The sequence below is a fragment of the Acinetobacter sp. 148 genome, assembly GCF_031196675.1.
In the GTDB taxonomy this organism is placed as follows: domain Bacteria; phylum Pseudomonadota; class Gammaproteobacteria; order Pseudomonadales; family Moraxellaceae; genus Acinetobacter; species Acinetobacter baumannii.
The window spans coordinates 65,392-85,003 of the sequence record NZ_JAVIMT010000017.1; the positions used below are offsets into that span (position 1 = coordinate 65,392).

Consider the following 19,612-nt stretch of genomic DNA (forward strand, 5'->3'; position numbering starts at 1 on the left):
AATATTGTCACAAGACAATAAGGAGCAATATATGAGTTATCACCATATTTTAGTTCCGGTCGATGGTTCTCCTACTTCACTTATTGCGGTTAATCATGCTGCAAGTCTTGCTAAAGCCTTTAGTAGTAAAGTTACTTTGGTATATGCGCTCACTATTGATCCATTTATTTCAGTTGAAATTATTGATAGTACAGAAATTGCGCAAGATTATTTTAATAAAGCGAGAGCTTCGATTCAGAGCATTTTAGATCAAGCTAAAGAACAATTTAGCCAACATGGAATTTCTGTTGAAACCAAAATTGTTGAAGGTCAAACAATTCATACAGAAATCATCAAAGCAGCAACTGAGCTAAAAGCTGATTTATTAGTGATTGGTTCTCATGGGCGAAAAGGTTTTAAAAAATTCTTCTTAGGAAGTGTAACTCAAGCACTGTTAGGAGAAATTCATGTGCCAGTATTGGTCGTAACTGAATAAATCTAAACCTTTATATAAAAAACCCAGCTATATAGCTGGGTTTTTTGAAATAAGTTACTTACCGTTATATGTAAATTTAATGAGAGAACCGGGATTCTCTAAAGTATGAGTGACTGAACCATCATCTTTTTGTACATTCCCCGCTGTATCAGTCAGCACATATAAGGTATTACCTTCTGGACTAGCGATGACATCACGATAACGGTTATTGCTTTTAAACATTGGGATAGCATCATCCAAAGTCGTGCTATATGTCGGATCCAATTTAATACGGAAAATCACCCCACGTTTTAAAGATGGGACCAATAATGTATTTTCCCACCCTGGAATCGCTTTTTTGCCTCCCGTATATACATATGCCGATGACGGTGCAACCGTTGGCCAGCAAATATATGCCATCTCACCACAAGTAGGGTCATTATAGTTATAAGTATCTTGTACCGTATATAAAGTTTTCAAAGGTGGCACAAAGTTTTTACCAGTCCATTCAGACTCTTTAGTCACAGGAACACCTGTTGCTACTTTTATCCCGTTTTGAGCTAAATCTTTAATTTGTGATTTATTGGTTGCTGCCGAATAGTTTGCATAGGCATAACCACTGTCATCTTTATAACCAGCTACATTTGGCCAGCCATAGTTACCACCTTTTAATACAAGGTTAATTTCATCATCAGAATTTGGTCCTTGCTCAGATTGTAAAAGCTTTCCATTTGGGGCAAATACTAAACCTTGTGGATTACGGTGCCCTAAAGTGTAGATATGGCTCACTACGCCGTTAAAGCTTGGGTTGTCTTTAGGAATACTGCCGTCCAGATTTAAGCGTAATACTTTACCCATATATGTATGGTAGTCTTTACTATTGAGCTCTTGCTGAGTCGGAATATGCTGTGCCTGATTTGGTAAGAACAGATAAGCTAACTGATTACGGCCTTGGTCACCAATCGTATAGTAGATTTTTTGGTCTGGACCAATGACGAGACGACCAGACTGATGATCTTTTGATGACGGTAAACCTGCAATCAAATCAATAGGCTTTTCAAATGTATCTGTAGTTTTGTTATAGGTATATCTACGAATAATCGTCTGATTAGGTAACTCTTTATCTGTAGATTTTGGATTTTTAAAAGTACCAGAAATATAGATATAAGGGTTATGTTTAAAGTCAGGATGAAAAGCAAAGCCTAACAAACCATTTTGCCCATCAGCATCACTTACAATTTCAGGAACCTGAAATACTGTTTTCGCGCTACCAGATTCAGGATTTACTCTTAAAATTTTACCAGTCGCACGTTCGGTTAACCAAATTTGATTATCTGGCCCCCATAACAAAGCATGTGGTTTATTTAAGTTGGACAGAATCACTTTTTTATCAAAATTTTCTGTTTTCGCTTTTGCGAATTGAGCAGGTGTCAGAGGTATATCTGCAAATGCCGTATGAAACATAAATAGTTGTGCAGCACCTAAAAGAGTGATTTTTGCTAATAAATGTTTATTCATAGTTCCACCTTATAAAGTTTTCTAAAGAGTTACTTAAACCGCTGAAAACATTGGTTTGTATACGTTCTCTATATCTTTTGTATTATGATGATTAGCTCATTTATTAAAATCCAAATTTCTGCAAGGCTCTGTTGCATAAAAGTAGCTATTCAAAACAAATGAATATCTTATAAGTTGCCTTATAAATCATTGATCTCATTTTTAAGATAAATAATTTGAAAGAAAGCTTTAACAAAGTAATTGAAAAGTAAAATTTAATACTCAAATAGACAATTCAATCTATAAAAATATACATACCACATAGTTAAAAGATCCAAGCTAAAGGTTAAGGATCCTTACAAATCGAATTTCGCTATGTGTGCAAATTTTAAACCCCTTAAGAGAGAGCATTCTTATCAATTAGACTTACTTGAACCCACCTTTGATTACAAATCAGATGTCTATCCAAGTGATGATTGCCCAATAATCTTATCTCATCAAAATGAATGGGAATGGCGAAAAGTTAAATTTGGAATGTTGCCACCATATGCGAAAGAAGTTTCATTTAAATATGCAACTTATAATGCAAGAACTGAAACGGTTGATCACAAACGTTCATTTAAACATGCCTGGTCAAATGATCAATTTGGCCTAGTTCCTGTTGAAGCTATTTATGAACCGAAATATATCAATGGTAAAGCACATTGGTATGGCATCTTTCGTCAAGATGGGAAGCCATTTACGCTTGCAGCAATTTATGAAGAAACCATAATTGATGAGCAGAAAGTTAGAACAATGTCGCTGTTAACAATCAATGCAGATCGACATTCGTTTATGAAGCAGTTTCATAAACCTGACGATGAAAAACGTTCAATTATTGTAATACCTGACCATCTTAGAAACGATTGGTTAAACTGCAAACACACTGACGCTCCTGACTTTTTCTTAGATATGCCATTAAATGAATTTACGTCTCTGCTTAAAGCAGAAATGAACAAATCATAAAATAGTTAGATGCCTAATAAGTGAAAGTAGCAAGCTTAAATGGCTCCCCCTAAAAACTTATGTTATCCTTCGCACCTCTTTAAAACTTCAAATTTTCATTATCCATGACACTTACGCCACCTTAAGTTTATTTACCCTTCTCCTTTGTAAATAACTCATCACTGTCTAGTGATGTGGTGTAGTCGCTTGTGTGTTGGTATATCACATCACTAGCCTTTCTAAAATTTAAAATTCTAGGCTATTTCCATGTTAACGAATCTTCGAGAACAATGGTTCTCTAATGTCCGTGCAGATATTCTTTCTGGGCTTGTTGTTGGTCTGGCTTTAATTCCAGAGGCGATTGCCTTTTCAATTATTGCAGGTGTAGATCCCCAAATCGGTTTATATGCGTCTTTTTGTATTGCGGTTATTATTTCTTTTGTAGGTGGCCGTCCTGCCATGATTTCGGCAGCAACGGGTGCTATGGCCTTAGTCATGACGACCCTAGTGAAAGAACATGGTCTTCAGTATTTATTCGCAGCTACTATTTTGACGGGCATCATACAAATTATAGTAGGGTATCTTAAGCTTGCTAAGCTCATGCGCTTTGTCTCTAAATCGGTTGTGATTGGTTTTGTAAATGCTCTCGCCATACTCATTTTTATGGCCCAGCTTCCAGAACTAGTCAATGTAAGTTGGTACGTCTATCTATTAGTCGCTATTGGTTTAGCAATTATTTATCTATTCCCTTATGTACCAAAGCTTGGAAAAATTTTTCCATCTCCCCTTATATGTATTGTTATAATCACATTACTTGCCTTCTTTTTAGGCCTTGATGTGCGAACAGTTGGCGATATGGGAGCATTACCAAATACTCTACCTATTTTTTTAATTCCAGATATTCCTCTTAATTTAGATACACTTCTTATCATTCTTCCTTATTCATTGGCGTTAGCTGCAGTTGGCTTACTTGAGTCGATGATGACAGCCACAATTGTTGATGAAATGACGGATAGCCCGAGTAATAAATTTAAGGAATGTAAAGGTCAAGGTATTGCCAATATTGCCTCTGGTTTTATGGGTGGGATGGCTGGATGTGCCATGATTGGGCAATCAATGATTAATGTTAAATCAGGTGGTCGCACACGCTTATCTACTTTATGCGCAGGCATATTCTTGCTGATTTTAGTAGTATTTTTAAGTGATTGGTTGAAAGTTATTCCTATGGCTGCGCTTGTTGCTGTCATGATTATGGTATCAATAAGTACTTTTGAGTGGCGTTCGCTTACCCAATTTAAAACTAATCCTAAAAGTAGCAATACCGTTATGATTGCAACGGTTGTTGTAGTTGTAGCTACTCACAATCTAGCATTAGGCGTATTGACGGGTGTACTACTTTCCGCACTTTTCTTAGCCAATAAACTTGAAAATGATATACAGGTAATAAGTTCATTAGAAGGCAACGCTCGTTTATATGATTTAAGAGGACAAATCTTTTTTAGTTCTTCAGATAGATTCATGCAAAGCTTTAACTTTAAAGAGGAAGTAAAAGAAGTCATTATTGATCTGACTCATTCACATATTTGGGATGTCACTTCGGTTGCAATGCTTGATTCAGCAGTAGAAAAGTTCCAAAAGAATGGCATACAAGTTACTGTACGTGGTTTAAATGAAGCCAGTTCAATCATGATTGACAAGTATGGTACACATGCAAAAATTTAAAAAAAGGTCCTTCGGGACCTTTTCAATCATAGAGAATTATATTTTTATTAAGGAGATTTATATAACAAGCGGTTTGGGCTACCTGAAGGGTTTTTTACTACGTTACTGCTCGCTTGATTTAAAAGATTGGTAGAGATCGTTTGAGGTGAAGCCGTAGGTGTACTTTGAAGCATTTCAGCAACTACACCAGCAACATGCGGAGTTGCCATTGAAGTACCATTTAATATCTTGGTAGCTGTATTACTTCCAATCCAAGAAGAATTAATTTGGCTACCCGGTGCAAAAATATCAACACAGCTTCCATAATTAGAATAGCCTGCCCGAGTATCGGTATTATCTGTCGCAGCCACTGTAATGGCCTTACTTACTCTTGCTGGAGAAGATGTACATGCATCTGTATTTGAATTGCCAGCGGCTACGACCATGACATAACCATTATTATATAAATTTTCCACTGCACTATCTAAAGAAGAACTTGTTGCCCCACCTAAAGACATATTTACAACTGCAGGTTTTTTACCATTTTTTAATATCCAGTCTAAACCAGCAATAACATTACTTGAGGCCCCTGACCCATCACACCCCAAAATCCGGATAGGAACTAAATTGACATTTTTAGCAACACCATAGGTCGTACCCCCTACTGTTCCAGCAACATGGGTCCCATGTCCATTACAGTCGGTTGTACCATTGCCATCAGATATTGCGGTATAACCGCTTAACACACGTCCTGAAAACTCTTGGTGACTAGACAATATACCAGTATCCACGATATAAGCCGTAGTACCTGAACCCGTCTGTAAATAAGAATAAGCCGAATTTAATGGTAAAGCTTTCTGGTCTATACGATCTAGTCCCCAATCTGGATTACTTTGAGTAGTTGCATCAATATTTACTATTGTATCGCTTTCTACTGAAAGAACTTGAGGGTTCTTTTTCATCGCTTCAATAAAGGCTGTCCCTGCTGTATCAGGTAAATAAATTGCAAAACCTTTAAGAACAGTATCGTAGCTTTGTAAAACTTTACCAGCATGTTGTTTAGCAATATTTTGTGCGAAATCTTTAGAAGGACCTGCATCCTTATTTAATATAACAATATATTGATTTTTAATAATTCCTTTTGCTTGGGAAGAATCATTTACAGGATTTGCAACATTTGAAGCGGCATACACAAAATGAGTAGCTGCTATTGAAAGACAAATAGCAGACACTTGGCGAATATTCATGACTATCTCCATATATTATATTTCAGGTATTTTTATGATAATTAATAACTTTTTACTTCAGGATTAAAATTTTAGATGAGAACTTTGAGGAGTTTTATCTGCTTTTAAACCCCAACCATATTTTCATAATTTTTTAGGTTAAACAATATCAATCCACTTTTTTATAGAAAAATGTGACATCTATCTACTTATAATTTAAATATTTTATTTTTTTATAATTAAAATATCACTCTATTTGGGTTCAATAATATAAAAGAATATAACCATTATGATAAGAACTATAGTAGCCATTGCTAAGTAAGTACCAACAGTATTAAAACTTCTTAGAAACTTCAAAATATCCATAACAATATGATAATTAACAGGTTATAGACAATTATTTCAAAATATAAAAGTTCATACAACTATAAAAAATTAACAATTTCTTTAACTGTGATTAATATGTACAATAAATGTATAAATATATATTTCCTATTCTTTATTAATTAAGCTTATTAGAAATAAATTATTTGAATTTTCTTACCTAACTAAAATAAACCCTTTATATAAACTTAGCCAGTTTAAAAATATTTTTTAAATAAACATTTTTAATAAAAAATACCCACATATCTTAAAAATATGTGGGTATTAAAAAAACAAACAACTTTACAGACGCAGTATATGCATATATAAATATATACCTTTAAAGATATATTTACAATACTTCTTTAAGTTTTTCACTTGAATTGAACCGAATTTACTATTAACTGTCTTTTTAATGCGCGAATCTTTGTACCATTAACGAATTGTACAAAAATAAAAAAGTCCGCATCTTGGGAAGCTACGGACTATAAACTCATCTAAGCAACAGCTAAACAGTTTGTCGATTAGAGAGAAAACACTATCTTTTTAATCTAATCGAGATATTAGTTTAGGTCAACTTAAAATAGTATACAGCAGTAAAAAACTCAAAAAATTGTGACACACTCTACACTTCCTTATTGATTAAGCAAAAATCAATATATTTATTTAAATCTAATAAAACAATATATCAATTTATATGTTGTTCAACTTGGTTATTTAACATACTCAGTGCTCTTGTACTGAAATATTTTATTAGCTGAACTTAATATTATAAATAAGATAACTTTTCATGATTTTCCAGCCACCTATTGTTTCTATAATATTTAAATCAACTTACCCTATGTTTACCAAGGCTAACTCAAACTTAATTTCTCACTTAAATATAAATTTAAAATAGTGCTCTAAAATAGAGTAATGGTTAATTTCAGGAATAATTTCAAAAGAAATCATATCGTCACCTTGACTAAGTCGATACTCAAAATAATTTTGACTTTGCCATTTTAATTCACTAAGTTCTAATCCACCACACAAAATCGTACAAGGAATATTGATCTGTTCCTGCTGATGAATAGGACTATATTTCAAAATATCCTCTTGCGATAAGTTTAAAGCATGATTTAAATGAGTCTCTTGTATAGGTAATAAATCATAAATCCCACTTAATAAAGTTGCCTTGGATAATAACGGATGGTTTAAACATAAAGCACCAAGATGAGCACCTGCTGAATGGCCGACCAATACTACTTCGCCTGTTTTCCAATTTTGTTCAGCGATAAAATCGAGCGCTTGTTGAGTTTGAGCAACGATTTGTGAAATATGACTTTGAGGAGCCAAGTCATATTCTAAAAGTACACACTGCGCTCCTTTTGCTAATATGTACGGCGCTATAAAGGCAAAGTCCGATTTATCACACCACTGCCAATATCCCCCATGTATAAAAATTACGGTTTTATTGACATGTTCTAGAGGAAAAAAATCCAGAATTGATCGGTTCTTTGAACCGTACTTTATATCTTTTATATGATAATAGGCCTGATAACTCAGCAAGCTTCTGTATTGGAAGCCTGCTAGTATTTCACCTTCATTCTCTACCGTTGTAGCATTGTCATACCTTCTCATATACCAATCACCTCAATGTTTCTTCACTAGAGTTGAGATTTAACTTTACGGTAGAACGTTTCAAATAATAGAAAAATATAAGAACCAGAACTAAAGGTAGGCCAAATTGTAAAGTAGACTTAAATTCACTGGTAAACCAGGTAGTCACTGTAATGCTTAAAATCGCAATAAACCCAAACAAAGAGATAAATCGACTAGCAGGAATTTTAAATTTTAGTTGTATATTTTGCTGAACCATATGTCTTCTAAAAAATATATGAGTCACAAATATACTTCCCCACGTGAACAACGCACCAAACATGGATAGCGCAATCATAATTGGAAATGCGGAAGCTGGATTAATCGTATAAACAATACTAGCAATACCAATCCCTACCGCAGATAATAACAGCGCATTTACCGGTACCCCATTACTACTAATTCGACCAAAGACTTTTGGGGCATCACCTGCACGTGACAAGCTAAACAGCATACGAGTTGAAATATAAAGCATGCTATTCATAGCTGATAAGGCAGCTACAATTACAATAAAGTTTAAAATGCTATCCGCATACGGGATACCGACAATCTTCATGACCATAACAAAAGGGCTTGTTGCATCTGCTCCAATCAAAACAGTCCACGGCACCAAAGTAACGATTAGGAATAAGGACAATAAATAAAACAAAATGAGTCGAAGTGCTGTGCTTTTGAATGCTTTTTTAACTGCCTTTTCTGGGTCTTTAGCTTCGCCAGCCGCGACAGCAATCATTTCTATACTTAAATAACTAAATATTGAAATGATTACTCCAATCCAGACCCCACTAAAGCCATTTGGAAAAAAGCCCCCATGTCCTGATAAATGAGTTACAACTTGCGTCATTCCCTGATTGCTTTGCGTCAAGATACCAATAGACAAAAGAATAAATACGATAATGGCAAAAACTTTAATTGTGGAAAACCAGTATTCCACTAGTCCAAAAGCTTTAACACTATAGGCATTTACAACAAGTAAGGTCAGTGAAAAAAATCCAATCCAGACCCAAGAGTCTACATTCGGGAACCAGAGCTTCATATAATCAGCAACGGCGGTAATCTCTGTACCTACCGCCAGTACAATACAAGCCCAGTAACAGTAGCGAACTAAGAAGCCGGCAAGTGGACTCATATAATGTTCTGCATATGCACCAAATGAGCCCGAAGTAGGATGCTGAACTGTCATTTCAGCCAAACAAGCCATAAGCGCAAAAGCAATTAAACCACCAATCGCATAGCTGACTATGACTGCGGGACCTGCAAAGCTAATTGCAAATTTGCTTCCCATAAACAATCCGGTTCCAATTGCTCCACCAATGGCAATCATCCCCATCTGTTTTGCAGATAACTTTTTATGCAGCCCAGCTTCTCTATTTTGTATTTCATCAAAACTACTCATAAGCCCTCCTAGCCATTTGTTTTATTTTGATTCCTTAAAATCAGGTCACTTCACCGCGAACTAAATACTGCTTGTTTTTCCATTCACTATTCAGCATGGTTTCTTTTAAGTGCTGTACTGCATTCCAAACATCTTCAAAGCCCAGATACAAAGGTGTAATACCAAATCTCAAGACTGCAGGTTCCCGATAATCACCAATCACACCGCGTGCAATAAGTGCCTGAATAATTTCATAACCGAATTCATGACGATAACTAACATGACTACCACGATGCTTATGATCTAAAGGCGTAATTAACTCAAATCCAAATTCAGAACATTCTTGATGTACCAATTGAATAAATAAATCAGTTAATTTCAAAGATTTCTCACGGATTTTTTGCATATCAGCATGCAGGAAAATATCCACTCCGCATTCAATCAGACTCATAGAAATAACCGGCTGAGTCCCACATAAATATCGTCGGATACTATTCGCTGGCTCATAATGCTGTGCCATATCAAATGGTTTTTTATGACTCCACCAACCAGATAAAGGCTGCCAGAACTGATCACGGTGCTTTTCATTGACCCAGAGCAATGCAGGAGAACCAGGGCCACCATTTAAATATTTATAGGTACAACCAATTGCAAAATCACTATCAGTTTGATTAAGGTGCATAGGAACCGCACCGACTGAGTGGCATAAATCCCAAATCACCAAAGCATCTTTAGAGTGAATTTGTTCATTAATAGATGCCATATCATAAAAATAACCAGTGCGGTAATTCACATGGGAAAGTACTACTACAGCAACATCTTTCTCTAAAGCACGAGATAAGTCTTCTACGCCATCAATTAATTCAACCTGATAGCCCTTTTGAATTAAGTCAATGAAACCTTCAATAATGTAAATATCTGTTGGAAAAGCATCTTTTTCTGCCACAATAATTTTGTGTTCAGGGAATTTATCAGCCTGAATTTTTACCGCTGCAGATAAAACTTTAAATAAGTTCAGTGTAGTTGAATCTGAAATAACAACTTCACCTTGTTCCGCACCAATCAGTTTAGCGACTTTGTCACCCAGCCGTGTTGGTAACCCCCACCAGTCTGCCTTATTCCAGCTATTGATCAGATCTTCTCCCCATTCTTGGGAAATAATATGCTGAGCGACAGCCAAAGATTTCTTTGGTCTAGCACCTAAAGAGTTACCATCTAAATAAATAACGCCTTCTGGCAATGCAAATTCATCTTTAAATTTTTTGAGTTCATCTTCCTGATCCCAATACAAACACTGTTCACGAGTAATCATTTGGTATTGCACCTATTTCTACATTTCCTTTGTATTTGAATTTTATCACGTCAATTTGTACGATTTATTCGATAATATTTGATCAAAAATAGCTATTTTCGTATAAAATTCTAATTAAAATTAAAAAATATGGATGAAATTCGAAAATGAATGTAGATGCGATCGATCTAAAAATTTTGAAGTATTTACAAGACAATGCCCGTTTAAGTAACCAAGAACTTGCTGATCTTGTTAATCTTTCAGCATCTGCTTGTCACAGACGCGTCAAAATTTTAGAAACCAACGGAATCATTGAAAAATATCAAGCAAAAGTTAATTATGAAAAATTAGGTATAAAAATTGAGGCGATAGTTGAAATAAAACTTGCTCAACTCACCGAAAATGACCACAACTTTTTTTTAAGCCAAATCAAGAATTTTGATGAAGTCATCAATGCTTATATCATTACAGGTGAATCTAATTATGTACTGCACGTTGCCACTAAAGATCTAAACTCTTTTTCTCATTTTGTTATTAATACACTCAATAAAATTAAAGGTGTGGTAAGCATTAACTCAAAAATTATCTTACAGAAAATTATACAAAAGCCACTGTAGAATATTTAGCTAAAATTAAAAAAACTCTCGTTAAAGAATTTTTACTATGATCGAAACTGAACGTTTAATCTTAAGACAATGGAAAGAGTCTGATTCAGAGCCATTTATCAAAATGGGTTTAGACGAAGATGTTATGCGTTTTTTCCCAAAGCTTTTATCTGCTACTGAAAGTATAAGTTTAATTCAAAGAATATCAGCTCTTATTGATGAAAATGGCTGGGGATTTTGGGCGGTAGAATTAAAAGAAACTCAAGAATTTATAGGCTTTATTGGCTTACACAACCAACCAGAACAATTTGATTTTTCTCCCTGCATTGAAATTGGATGGAGAATTGCTACAGAACACTGGAAAAAAGGTTATGCCACTGAAGGAGCAAAAGCAGCATTGGACTATGCCTTTAATATTCTCAATAAAGATAAAGTGGTTTCTTTCACAGCAACAGTGAATAAGCCATCTCAAGCCGTGATGGAAAGACTAGGAATGCGCAAAGTTAAATACTTTAATCATCCCAAGCTTCCAGATGAACATGCCTTACAAAAGCATGTTCTTTATGAAATATATCATCCTAAACTTGAGTTATAATTCAGTTAAATAGTAATATAAATAAAATATTTCAATGAGTTAAAATGGTTGCTACTCATCAAAGTCATAACCTACAGAGGTGGAATACTCCCAATACTCATTAATCTTATCCGCAATATCTTCTTTGTCCATGGTAGTTAAAACGTAGAAAAGTTTTGCCTCTTTATTTTTTCTCAAAATTAATAAATTGTAATAGTCATATTCAGGGCCATTTAGCCCTAATGATGGCTGTTCTTCACAATGCTTCTCAGCCTTGTAATGCCATTCAAGTTTATAAGTATCAATACCATTGGCAGCATTGATCACTATGCCATCATTGGCTCCTCCAATAAATCCAATTTTCATCGCCTACTCTAAATTGTTATTCAAATGATTTTTAATATAACTTTAAATAAGTAGAGTTCAATTTATAAAATGTTTGCCAATACGTATCCTATGTAAATCAAAATAACGAGATGATTATTTCATTGTCCGTAAATACTCATAAGCTTCTTTTTCGTTGCTCTCAAGATGAACTTTTGCATCCGTTTCATCATTTAATGTTTCGTTTATTATTTTGCTCCCTTCATAAGAAATTTGATGACCAATTTGGAAGTCTGCTCCTAATGCATCAATCACAATAAACTGCCCAGCCGTGTTTGAAGCAATAAAAAAACTGTTGTTACGATAACCATATCTAATTGTATATAATCCCACTTTTATTCCAACTTTTAATAATATTTAAATAATGATAATTTCATATAAAGTATAGAAACGCAAAAAAAGTATCAAAAAACTAATTTACAACTCATACAACTACCTATTTTTAAAAATTTTATCAGTCATTTTTTTATCTACTCTACTTCTATGACCATTTTCAAAAAATTTATTCACATGGCACAATTTAGTAGTGGTATCACAAAATACACCATTAGAAAAAGTAAAAGCAGATGTATCAAAGTCACCTTGTGAAAAAGCTTGTTTTGCTTTTTTCGCACCTAAATATTGATTAGTTAAGGTTTTGGAAACACCCTTTCTATCCGCACAAATGTATTTATCACAGACTACACCTCTTTTAGGTGAAAAAACTGCAGCTGTATTTTGTGCCAATGTATTTGCACTAAACGCAAAACAAATAGAACCGATAAAAACAACAAAGAAATTAGAATTTTTCATTTTTTAATTCACTCGTTATCATTAATTATTGAAATAACATATCAAAAGTAAAATATCTTTAGAACTTTAAAATGATGAGATAACAACAAATCAATCTGTTTTTGAGGCTTTAATGTTTATAATCTTAAGCTAATTTCTTCCATGTATATTTAAAGCTGGAGCGTTCGCAACATGAATAAGGTAGTGCTGTTTGACATGGATGGAACTTTACTAGATTTGGCTTTTGATGACTTTATCTGGAACGAATGCTTACCTAAAAGACATTCCGAAACACATCATCTATCTTTAACTGAGAGTCAAGAAATATTAAACCAGTTTTATCGCAGCCATAAACATACGCTTGCTTGGTACTCATCAAACTTCTGGACACAAACAACTGGCGTGGATGTTTTAAAGCTCCAACAAGAATTTCAGCATAAAATTAAAGCGAGATCAGGATGCATGGAGCTGCTCAGCGCTTTAAAAACACAAGATTATCAATGTTGGTTAGTCACCAATGCTGACTGTGCGAGTTTAAAACTAAAACTTGATAACATTCCTATCCAAGATTTTTTTAAAGTCATCGTATCTAGCGAACAAATTGGTTACGCAAAAGAAGACATCCAATTCTGGAAAGAGTTGCAACGCTTGCATAATTTTGCACCAGAAAGCACTATTTTTTTAGATGACACACTTCCTGTTTTAAAAACTGCAGAAAAATTTGGTATAAGACACTTGTTTACTATCTTACAGCCCTCAAGTCTTAAGAGTAAAAGACAGCCACAAGATTTAGAGTATGAAGCTCTAGATCAGCTTACAGAGCTACTGTCTATTTTGAATCAAATTGATAGAAAGGATAATGATGTCAAAATTGCGTGAAAACGATGCTGTAGAAACCATGCGTGTCGACAAATGGTTGTGGGCAGCACGTTTTTTTAAAACCCGTTCTATTGCTAAAGCTGCAATTGAAGGGGGTAAAGTACATCACAATAATGAACGTGTAAAAGTTTCTAAAGAGATTCGTGTCGGTATGGAGCTCGTAGTTCAACAAGGTTTCGATAAAAAAACAGTTGTTGTTAAAGCGCTCTCCAATACCCGAGGACCGGCCCCTGTTGCACAACAACTTTATGAAGAAACAGAAGTAAGTATTGCAAGACGGGAGTTGATTGCTTCCCAACGAAAATTGCATAATCTAGCACGACCTGACCATAGACCAAGCAAGAAAGATCGGCGACAAATCAATCGGTTTAAACAGGATAATGATCAACATTATGAAGATCACTGGTCTTATAATGATGAATAAAAACGTCGAGTTGTGTCGCACTCACATATACAATATATAGAAGCTAGAGAAAAAATCTGTCACTATTAGCCCTGTGAAACAAGTTGAGATTCAATGCATCCACTTGGGTTAAACGTGATGAACATAGAGTATTGAGGTTTTTGAGATGGATGAGAATAAAAGCAAAGCATTACAAGCCGCTTTGAGCCAAATTGAGAAGCAATTTGGTAAAAATACGGTTATGCGTCTTGGTGATAACACTGTTCAAGCAGTTGAAGCCGTATCTACAGGTTCTTTAACTTTAGACATCGCATTGGGGATTGGTGGTTTACCAAAAGGCCGTATTATCGAAATTTATGGTCCTGAATCTTCTGGTAAAACCACAATGACATTACAAGCAATTGCTCAATGTCAAAAATCTGGTGGTACATGTGCCTTCATTGATGCTGAGCACGCCCTAGACCCTCAATATGCACGCAAACTTGGTGTAGATATTGATAACCTACTTGTTTCACAACCCGACAATGGTGAGCAAGCACTTGAAATTGCTGACATGCTTGTCCGTTCAGGCGCAATTGATTTAATCGTTGTGGACTCGGTGGCTGCACTTACACCTAAAGCAGAAATCGAAGGTGAGATGGGTGACTCTCATATGGGTCTACAAGCGCGTCTTATGAGCCAGGCACTTCGTAAAATTACGGGTAATGCTAAACGTTCAAACTGTATGGTTATCTTCATTAACCAGATTCGTATGAAAATTGGTGTTATGTTTGGTAGCCCAGAAACTACCACTGGTGGTAATGCTCTTAAATTCTACGCTTCAGTTCGTTTAGATATTCGTCGTATCGGTCAAGTAAAAGAAGGCGATGAAATTGTTGGTTCAGAAACTAAAGTTAAAGTCGTTAAGAACAAAATGGCTCCTCCGTTTAAAGAAGCTATTTTCCAAATTCTATACGGTAAAGGTACTAACCAACTAGGTGAACTTGTAGATTTAGCAGTACAACAGGACATCGTACAGAAAGCTGGTGCATGGTATTCATATCAAGGCAATAAAATTGGTCAAGGTAAAAACAATGTAATTCGCTATTTTGAAGAAAATACTCAAATAGCTGAAGAAATTGAACGTAATATCCGTGAACAATTGCTGACTACAGGCACAAATGGTGCAGTTCAAATTGAAGATGAAGAAGAGCCAGATCTTTTATTAGAATCGTAATTATACATGAGTCATAAAACGCCCTTCGGGGCGTTTTTTACAAGGAATTTTATATGTTCAAAAGAAACGATGAGCAATCTCAGCAGCGCCCTCCTCTTACTGGCCAACGTTTACGCTCATATGCTTTTGCTTTACTCACTCGCCGAGATTACTCTAAAGCAGAGCTTATCGAGAAATTAGCTCGTTATGCACAAAATATAGAAGAAGTAAAACAACTGGTTAAGGAGTTATCTGAACAAAATTACCAGAGTGATCAACGTGTTGCTGAGCAAATGCTAGCAAGCCAAATTCGTAAAGGTAAAGGACCGAAACGAATTCAACAAGCTTTAAAAACTAAACAAATTGAAAATGATTTAATTGCAGATGAAATTCAAGAAATTGATTGGGTAGAACAGGCTTATCAACTTAAAGTTAAAAAATTTGGAGAAGCTGTAGAGAAAGATCCAAAACTTAAAGCAAAACAGATCAGATTTTTACAATATAGAGGATTTGATTTAGATGTAATTTTAAAAGCAATCCAAAGAAAATTGGATTAAAAGAATGGTGGCAACCCCACTAGCAAAACTTCGGCACATCATAGATCTGCTACCGTTGCTACCTTCCGGTCCTGGCGGGGTTCACAGAGTACAATTGCGAAGCCACCAGCGGGGCTACCATTGCAAAACAAAGTATAGAGATTTTTAAAAGAGTTGCAACCCTTCTCTGCCTTTTTCGGCAAGTTTTTGTTTCGATTGATTAATTCCTCAGCAAAAATAGCTTTAAACCCCAAAAATGTAATTTCTTGAGCTTATGCTCTTTTCTTATTTTGCATAAAATATGCTTGAAGATTGTAAACTATCCTTGCATTTAAACTGTTAACTGCTTTAATTGCATTGATCAATGAAAAACCTTAGATATTTAGAGAATTGTTTTTTATATTCCTGTGTCAAGGTGGCTTTTATATAAAATTATGGATTTATACACATGCAAATGAAGAAGCATTCTTTATTATTTATTGCCTTAATGAGCACCACTTCTCTATACGCAAATATCCCTATCGAGTCTCGTGGTTTAAGTCAAAATGATGGTAGTGCATCTAATACTTCTTCAAGCAATATTTCAGTTCCTACAAATTTAAACTGGGAATTGATGCAAAAAAACCAACAATTAGAAAATGATATTCGTACATTAAGAGGTCAGCTTGAAGAACAAGCTAATGATATTGAGCAATTAAAGAAAGATCTAGCAAACCGATATACCGATTTAGATCAACGTTTAGAATTATTACACCAAAAAGTTGACCCTGACAGTGCTACACAAGACGATAGTTCGAATGCAACGTCCGATAACACTACTCCTGCTAGTGCACCAGCCCCTCAAACCACAGAGAGTAATAAAGTAGCTGTAGTACCAGCCACACAAACTTCTGAGCAGCAGCCTAGCGCACCAACAACCACTACTCAACCAGCACCAGCTGCTGCGCAAAACCAGTCAAATTCCCTCGAATTAGAAAAAGCTGCTTATACTGTAGCTTTAGATGCGTATAAACAAGGCGGTGCTAAAAAAGCAATTGCTCCAATGCAAAACTTTATAAAAAACCATCCTAATAGTATCTATACAGGTAATGCTTATTTTTGGTTAGCCGAGTTTCATTTAGCGACAGATCCAGTAAATTATAATGAAGCAAAGAAAAACTATAATGTCGTAGCTAACCAGTACCCAAATTCAAGTAAGGCACCTCGAGCATTGTACCAACTTTATAGTATCGCTAAAGATGTTGATAAGAATACTGTGTCAGCAAATCAATACAAGAACAAGTTACTTAGCCAATATCCAAAGTCTGAAGAAGCAAAATTCTTTAACAAATAATTTAGTTATAAAAAAAGACACTGTTAAAACAGTGTCTTTTTTATGTCTTCTTGATTAGCGCACAATTCCACGCTCTGATTGTTCAAGAGAATCAATCAAGAGTTGAGCTTCTGGAACTGAAGGTAAAATTTCACTTTTAATTTGGTCAATAGCTTGAACAGAAGTTAATCCAGATTTAAATATCAATTTATAAGCTTCTCTTAAGCCTTGAATTGTATTTTTAGACCAACCTTTTCTTCGCATACCTTCAATATTTATACCAAACGCATGTGCAGGGTTACCAGACGCCATCACATAGGCTGGAACATCTTTAAGGATCAAAGAAGCCCCACCAATCATGCTATAAGAATCGATCTTACAGAATTGATGAATTCCAGAATTACCACCCACAATAACGTGATCACCAATATGTACATGTCCAGCGACACCTACATTATTAGCAAAGATATTATGGTCACCTACGATACAATCATGTGCAATATGTGTATTTACCATTAATAGGTTATGACTACCTATCTTGGTTAATGCATTATCTTGCACCGTACCTCTATGTAAGCTGCAATGTTCGCGAATTAGATTATTGTTACCAATTTCAAGCCACGTTTCTTCACCTTTATATTTGAGGTCTTGGCAAACTTCGCCAACACTTGCAAATTGAAAGATTTCGTTATTTTGGCCAATTCTGGTAAAACCACCTACAACCACATGAGAATGTAATTTAGTACCAGCACCAATAGTCACTTGAGGACCAATAATACAATAAGGTCCTATTTGAACATCTGAAGCAATCACTGCAGATGGATCAATAATGGCGGTAGAATGGATTAAATCGTGATTGCTCATGCCTGCTCTGTTTTTTGGTGTGAAATCATAATCTCAGCGGTTGCTGCTACAATGCCATCAACGCTAGCTGTACAATTGTATTTGTAGATACCGCGCTTCTGCATTACCAACTCAGATTTTAATACAAGTTGATCACCTGCAACTACTTGTTTTTTAAATCTAACTCTTTCTGCACCAGCAAACAGAAATAATGAACCTGGTTTTGGCGTTTCATTGTTCATAATAAAACCAAGAACGCCTGAAACTTGAGCTAATGCTTCAACAATGAGAACACCAGGCATAATTGGATATTCTGGGAAATGCCCTTGTAGGAACTCTTCATTGATAGAAACATTTTTATAACCAACAATACTATTGTCAGTAACTTCAGTCACACGATCAACCAATAAGAATGGGTAACGATGCGGCAAATATTGACGAATCGTTTGAATCTGCATTGGTAATTCAGGGATGGCAAATTTAGGTGTAGTAGACTCGGTCATAATATTCTATTTACGCAAATTAAAAGTTGATTCAAGAGACTCTATTTGAGCTTGTATATGATCAAGTCGTTTAGTGATTTGGGTCAATGGCACATCTGCTAATTGTCGCAAGCGTACAATCGTCTTTTTCCAATGATTATTTTCAAATAATCCGGTTCCCGAAGAGTAAGTTCCAGCTTCAGAAATATTTTTTGTGACCATTGACATTCCAGTCAAAGTCACATTATCAGCAATTGAAAGGTGTCCTGCCACTCCACACGCCCCAGCTAGAATACAGTTTTTGCCAATTTTTGTACTTCCGGCAATACCGCACTTCGCTGCAATAGCAGTATTTGAACCAATATGGACGTTATGTGCAATTTGCACAAGGTTATCAATAATAACCCCATCTTCCAAAATTGTATTATCAAGTGCGCCTCTATCAATACTACAATTTGATCCAATTCGGACATCATTTCCAATTAAAACTGAACCTAATTGAGCAATACGATGCCACTTTCCTTGATATGGAGCAAAACCAAAACCTTCTCCACCAATGACAGTACTTGAATGAATACGCACCCGATCTCGTAATTTAGAACCACCTGTAATAGTGACATGAGAATCAATAAAACAGTCTTTTCCAACTTCTACATTATCATCAAGTTTGGTATGTGACTGAATGACGGTATTATCGCCAACTACACAATTTTCACCAATAACCACATAGTGACCAATATAAGCAGTTTCGGAAATAACAGCAGATGGATGAATTTGGGCAGTACTTTCTATGCCTGTTGAGCTAATCTTTTTATCAAATACATGGGTAAGGATTGCAAACGCAAGATAGGGATTATCAACAATAATAAAATTATCTTTTTCAGGAAGATGTTCTTTTAAAGCTGCGGTAACAATGTAAGCGCCCGCACGACTTACTTTAGCTTGATCGAGATGTTTCTCACCATTCACAAAAGTAAGATGGTTAACCTCTGCATTTTCCAAACTCGCCAAGTTTGAAAATTGAAGACTACCTTCACCAATTAGCTCACCTTTAACAAGGTGAGCTAATTCATCTAAACGATATTGTTGCGCTTTCATT

22 protein-coding genes and 1 other RNA gene are annotated in these 19,612 nt (G+C 35.3%); 10 read left to right on the forward strand and 13 right to left on the reverse strand.

All coding sequences use genetic code 11. The features are described from left to right. Nucleotides 1-31 precede the first annotated feature (31 nt). The gene (locus RFX69_RS02910) at nt 32-475 is read left to right on the forward strand and encodes a universal stress protein (RefSeq protein ID WP_000120225.1); all 444 of its coding nucleotides are present in this window, start codon (nt 32-34) and stop codon (nt 473-475) included. Nucleotides 476-529: 54 nt separating this feature from the next. Here RFX69_RS02910 and RFX69_RS02915 read toward each other — a convergent pair whose 3' ends face one another. Continuing rightward, the gene (locus RFX69_RS02915; protein ID WP_289332569.1) at nt 530-1,972 is read right to left on the reverse strand and encodes a glucose/sorbosone family PQQ-dependent dehydrogenase; all 1,443 of its coding nucleotides are present in this window, start codon (nt 1,970-1,972) and stop codon (nt 530-532) included. A gap of 354 nt (nt 1,973-2,326) precedes the next feature. Here RFX69_RS02915 and RFX69_RS02920 point away from each other — a divergent pair, with 354 nt between their 5' ends. Both RFX69_RS02920 and RFX69_RS02925 read left to right on the forward strand, forming a co-directional pair. Next, nucleotides 2,327-2,956 (forward strand): SOS response-associated peptidase family protein, encoded by a 630-nt coding sequence (locus tag RFX69_RS02920; protein ID WP_163048024.1) that lies wholly within the window; start codon nt 2,327-2,329, stop codon nt 2,954-2,956. 246 nt (nt 2,957-3,202) lie between these two features. Continuing rightward, complete coding sequence (locus RFX69_RS02925) at nt 3,203-4,657, forward strand: SulP family inorganic anion transporter (protein WP_289332568.1); 1,455 nt, start codon at nt 3,203-3,205, stop codon at nt 4,655-4,657. A gap of 47 nt (nt 4,658-4,704) precedes the next feature. Here RFX69_RS02925 and RFX69_RS02930 read toward each other — a convergent pair whose 3' ends face one another. The 5 genes from RFX69_RS02930 to kynU form a co-directional block, all read right to left on the reverse strand. Next, complete coding sequence (locus RFX69_RS02930) at nt 4,705-5,883, reverse strand: S8 family peptidase (RefSeq protein ID WP_005128506.1); 1,179 nt, start codon at nt 5,881-5,883, stop codon at nt 4,705-4,707. Between the two features lie 231 nt (nt 5,884-6,114). Further along, the gene (locus tag RFX69_RS02935; protein WP_085916944.1) at nt 6,115-6,228 is read right to left on the reverse strand and encodes a hypothetical protein; all 114 of its coding nucleotides are present in this window, start codon (nt 6,226-6,228) and stop codon (nt 6,115-6,117) included. 870 nt (nt 6,229-7,098) lie between these two features. Then, complete coding sequence (locus tag RFX69_RS02940) at nt 7,099-7,845, reverse strand: alpha/beta hydrolase (RefSeq protein ID WP_005128505.1); 747 nt, start codon at nt 7,843-7,845, stop codon at nt 7,099-7,101. 7 nt (nt 7,846-7,852) lie between these two features. Further along, nucleotides 7,853-9,259: an amino acid permease gene (locus tag RFX69_RS02945; protein ID WP_271055695.1), complete on the reverse strand. Its 1,407-nt coding sequence runs from the start codon at nt 9,257-9,259 to the stop codon at nt 7,853-7,855. A gap of 40 nt (nt 9,260-9,299) precedes the next feature. Continuing rightward, on the reverse strand, nt 9,300-10,550 hold the full coding sequence (gene kynU, locus RFX69_RS02950) for a kynureninase (protein WP_271055696.1): 1,251 nt from the start codon (nt 10,548-10,550) through the stop codon (nt 9,300-9,302). A 146-nt stretch (nt 10,551-10,696) separates the two neighbouring features. Between kynU and gigD the strand changes: the two genes are divergently transcribed. Both gigD and RFX69_RS02960 read left to right on the forward strand, forming a co-directional pair. Then, nucleotides 10,697-11,146 carry an Lrp/AsnC family transcriptional regulator GigD gene (gene gigD / locus RFX69_RS02955; protein WP_001099948.1) on the forward strand — a complete coding sequence of 150 codons (450 nt, stop codon included), beginning with the start codon at nt 10,697-10,699 and terminating at the stop codon, nt 11,144-11,146. A 46-nt stretch (nt 11,147-11,192) separates the two neighbouring features. Then, complete coding sequence (locus RFX69_RS02960; RefSeq protein WP_000573225.1) at nt 11,193-11,729, forward strand: GNAT family N-acetyltransferase; 537 nt, start codon at nt 11,193-11,195, stop codon at nt 11,727-11,729. Between the two features lie 51 nt (nt 11,730-11,780). Here the strand turns inward: RFX69_RS02960 and RFX69_RS02965 are convergent, their stop codons facing one another. The 3 genes from RFX69_RS02965 to RFX69_RS02975 all read right to left on the reverse strand — a co-directional run bounded on the left by RFX69_RS02965 (nt 11,781) and on the right by RFX69_RS02975 (nt 12,884). Continuing rightward, the gene (locus RFX69_RS02965) at nt 11,781-12,074 is read right to left on the reverse strand and encodes a hypothetical protein (RefSeq protein WP_000689660.1); all 294 of its coding nucleotides are present in this window, start codon (nt 12,072-12,074) and stop codon (nt 11,781-11,783) included. 114 nt (nt 12,075-12,188) lie between these two features. Beyond that, the gene (locus tag RFX69_RS02970; RefSeq protein WP_000525041.1) at nt 12,189-12,425 is read right to left on the reverse strand and encodes a hypothetical protein; all 237 of its coding nucleotides are present in this window, start codon (nt 12,423-12,425) and stop codon (nt 12,189-12,191) included. A 99-nt stretch (nt 12,426-12,524) separates the two neighbouring features. Next, nucleotides 12,525-12,884, reverse strand: a complete 360-nt coding sequence (locus RFX69_RS02975; protein ID WP_199968925.1) for a YcgJ family protein — start codon at nt 12,882-12,884, stop codon at nt 12,525-12,527. Between the two features lie 171 nt (nt 12,885-13,055). On the opposite strand from RFX69_RS02975, the gene RFX69_RS02980 reads away from it, so the two are divergent. The 4 genes from RFX69_RS02980 to RFX69_RS02995 all read left to right on the forward strand — a co-directional run bounded on the left by RFX69_RS02980 (nt 13,056) and on the right by RFX69_RS02995 (nt 15,897). Beyond that, a complete protein-coding gene (locus RFX69_RS02980) occupies nt 13,056-13,742 on the forward strand; it encodes an HAD-IA family hydrolase (protein WP_289332567.1) in 687 nt (228 codons plus the stop codon). After that, complete coding sequence (locus RFX69_RS02985; protein ID WP_000040963.1) at nt 13,726-14,166, forward strand: RNA-binding S4 domain-containing protein; 441 nt, start codon at nt 13,726-13,728, stop codon at nt 14,164-14,166. The genes RFX69_RS02980 and RFX69_RS02985 overlap by 17 nt, the downstream gene beginning before the upstream one ends. Nucleotides 14,167-14,311: 145 nt before the next feature. After that, nucleotides 14,312-15,361 (forward strand): recombinase RecA, encoded by a 1,050-nt coding sequence (recA, locus tag RFX69_RS02990; RefSeq protein WP_000344169.1) that lies wholly within the window; start codon nt 14,312-14,314, stop codon nt 15,359-15,361. A 53-nt stretch (nt 15,362-15,414) separates the two neighbouring features. Further along, nucleotides 15,415-15,897 (forward strand): regulatory protein RecX, encoded by a 483-nt coding sequence (locus RFX69_RS02995; RefSeq protein ID WP_005128499.1) that lies wholly within the window; start codon nt 15,415-15,417, stop codon nt 15,895-15,897. Nucleotides 15,898-15,911: 14 nt separating this feature from the next. Here RFX69_RS02995 and ffs read toward each other — a convergent pair. Next, nucleotides 15,912-16,008, reverse strand: an RNA gene (gene ffs / locus RFX69_RS03000) — signal recognition particle sRNA small type. Nucleotides 16,009-16,324: 316 nt separating this feature from the next. Here ffs and RFX69_RS03005 point away from each other — a divergent pair. Next, a complete protein-coding gene (locus RFX69_RS03005; RefSeq protein WP_005128498.1) occupies nt 16,325-17,209 on the forward strand; it encodes a YbgF trimerization domain-containing protein in 885 nt (294 codons plus the stop codon). 54 nt (nt 17,210-17,263) lie between these two features. Here RFX69_RS03005 and lpxA read toward each other — a convergent pair whose 3' ends face one another. Genes lpxA through lpxD form a run of 3 tightly spaced genes read right to left on the reverse strand, consistent with a single transcriptional unit; the run spans nt 17,264 to nt 19,611 of the window. Next, nucleotides 17,264-18,052 carry an acyl-ACP--UDP-N-acetylglucosamine O-acyltransferase gene (gene lpxA / locus RFX69_RS03010; protein ID WP_000064875.1) on the reverse strand — a complete coding sequence of 263 codons (789 nt, stop codon included), beginning with the start codon at nt 18,050-18,052 and terminating at the stop codon, nt 17,264-17,266. Then, nucleotides 18,049-18,534, reverse strand: coding sequence for a 3-hydroxyacyl-ACP dehydratase FabZ (fabZ, locus tag RFX69_RS03015; protein WP_000140523.1), 486 nt, complete (start codon nt 18,532-18,534; stop codon nt 18,049-18,051). Before fabZ ends, lpxA begins: the two co-directional genes overlap by 4 nt. Nucleotides 18,535-18,540: 6 nt before the next feature. After that, a complete protein-coding gene (gene lpxD / locus RFX69_RS03020) occupies nt 18,541-19,611 on the reverse strand; it encodes a UDP-3-O-(3-hydroxymyristoyl)glucosamine N-acyltransferase (protein ID WP_000647296.1) in 1,071 nt (356 codons plus the stop codon). Between the last annotated feature and the right edge of the window lies 1 nt (nt 19,612).

Coding starts and splice junctions, on each gene's coding strand:
- RFX69_RS02910 (WP_000120225.1), top strand. CDS start 32: ATGAGTTATCACCATATTTTAGTTCCGGTCGATGGTTCTCCTACTTCA.
- RFX69_RS02915 (WP_289332569.1), bottom strand. CDS start 1,972: ATGAATAAACATTTATTAGCAAAAATCACTCTTTTAGGTGCTGCACAA.
- RFX69_RS02920 (WP_163048024.1), top strand. CDS start 2,327: ATGTGTGCAAATTTTAAACCCCTTAAGAGAGAGCATTCTTATCAATTA.
- RFX69_RS02925 (WP_289332568.1), top strand. CDS start 3,203: ATGTTAACGAATCTTCGAGAACAATGGTTCTCTAATGTCCGTGCAGAT.
- RFX69_RS02930 (WP_005128506.1), bottom strand. CDS start 5,883: ATGAATATTCGCCAAGTGTCTGCTATTTGTCTTTCAATAGCAGCTACT.
- RFX69_RS02935 (WP_085916944.1), bottom strand. CDS start 6,228: ATGGATATTTTGAAGTTTCTAAGAAGTTTTAATACTGTTGGTACTTAC.
- RFX69_RS02940 (WP_005128505.1), bottom strand. CDS start 7,845: ATGAGAAGGTATGACAATGCTACAACGGTAGAGAATGAAGGTGAAATA.
- RFX69_RS02945 (WP_271055695.1), bottom strand. CDS start 9,259: ATGAGTAGTTTTGATGAAATACAAAATAGAGAAGCTGGGCTGCATAAA.
- kynU (WP_271055696.1), bottom strand. CDS start 10,550: ATGATTACTCGTGAACAGTGTTTGTATTGGGATCAGGAAGATGAACTC.
- gigD (WP_001099948.1), top strand. CDS start 10,697: ATGAATGTAGATGCGATCGATCTAAAAATTTTGAAGTATTTACAAGAC.
- RFX69_RS02960 (WP_000573225.1), top strand. CDS start 11,193: ATGATCGAAACTGAACGTTTAATCTTAAGACAATGGAAAGAGTCTGAT.
- RFX69_RS02965 (WP_000689660.1), bottom strand. CDS start 12,074: ATGAAAATTGGATTTATTGGAGGAGCCAATGATGGCATAGTGATCAAT.
- RFX69_RS02975 (WP_199968925.1), bottom strand. CDS start 12,884: ATGAAAAATTCTAATTTCTTTGTTGTTTTTATCGGTTCTATTTGTTTT.
- RFX69_RS02980 (WP_289332567.1), top strand. CDS start 13,056: ATGAATAAGGTAGTGCTGTTTGACATGGATGGAACTTTACTAGATTTG.
- RFX69_RS02985 (WP_000040963.1), top strand. CDS start 13,726: ATGTCAAAATTGCGTGAAAACGATGCTGTAGAAACCATGCGTGTCGAC.
- recA (WP_000344169.1), top strand. CDS start 14,312: ATGGATGAGAATAAAAGCAAAGCATTACAAGCCGCTTTGAGCCAAATT.
- RFX69_RS02995 (WP_005128499.1), top strand. CDS start 15,415: ATGTTCAAAAGAAACGATGAGCAATCTCAGCAGCGCCCTCCTCTTACT.
- RFX69_RS03005 (WP_005128498.1), top strand. CDS start 16,325: ATGCAAATGAAGAAGCATTCTTTATTATTTATTGCCTTAATGAGCACC.
- lpxA (WP_000064875.1), bottom strand. CDS start 18,052: ATGAGCAATCACGATTTAATCCATTCTACCGCCATTATTGATCCATCT.
- fabZ (WP_000140523.1), bottom strand. CDS start 18,534: ATGACCGAGTCTACTACACCTAAATTTGCCATCCCTGAATTACCAATG.
- lpxD (WP_000647296.1), bottom strand. CDS start 19,611: ATGAAAGCGCAACAATATCGTTTAGATGAATTAGCTCACCTTGTTAAA.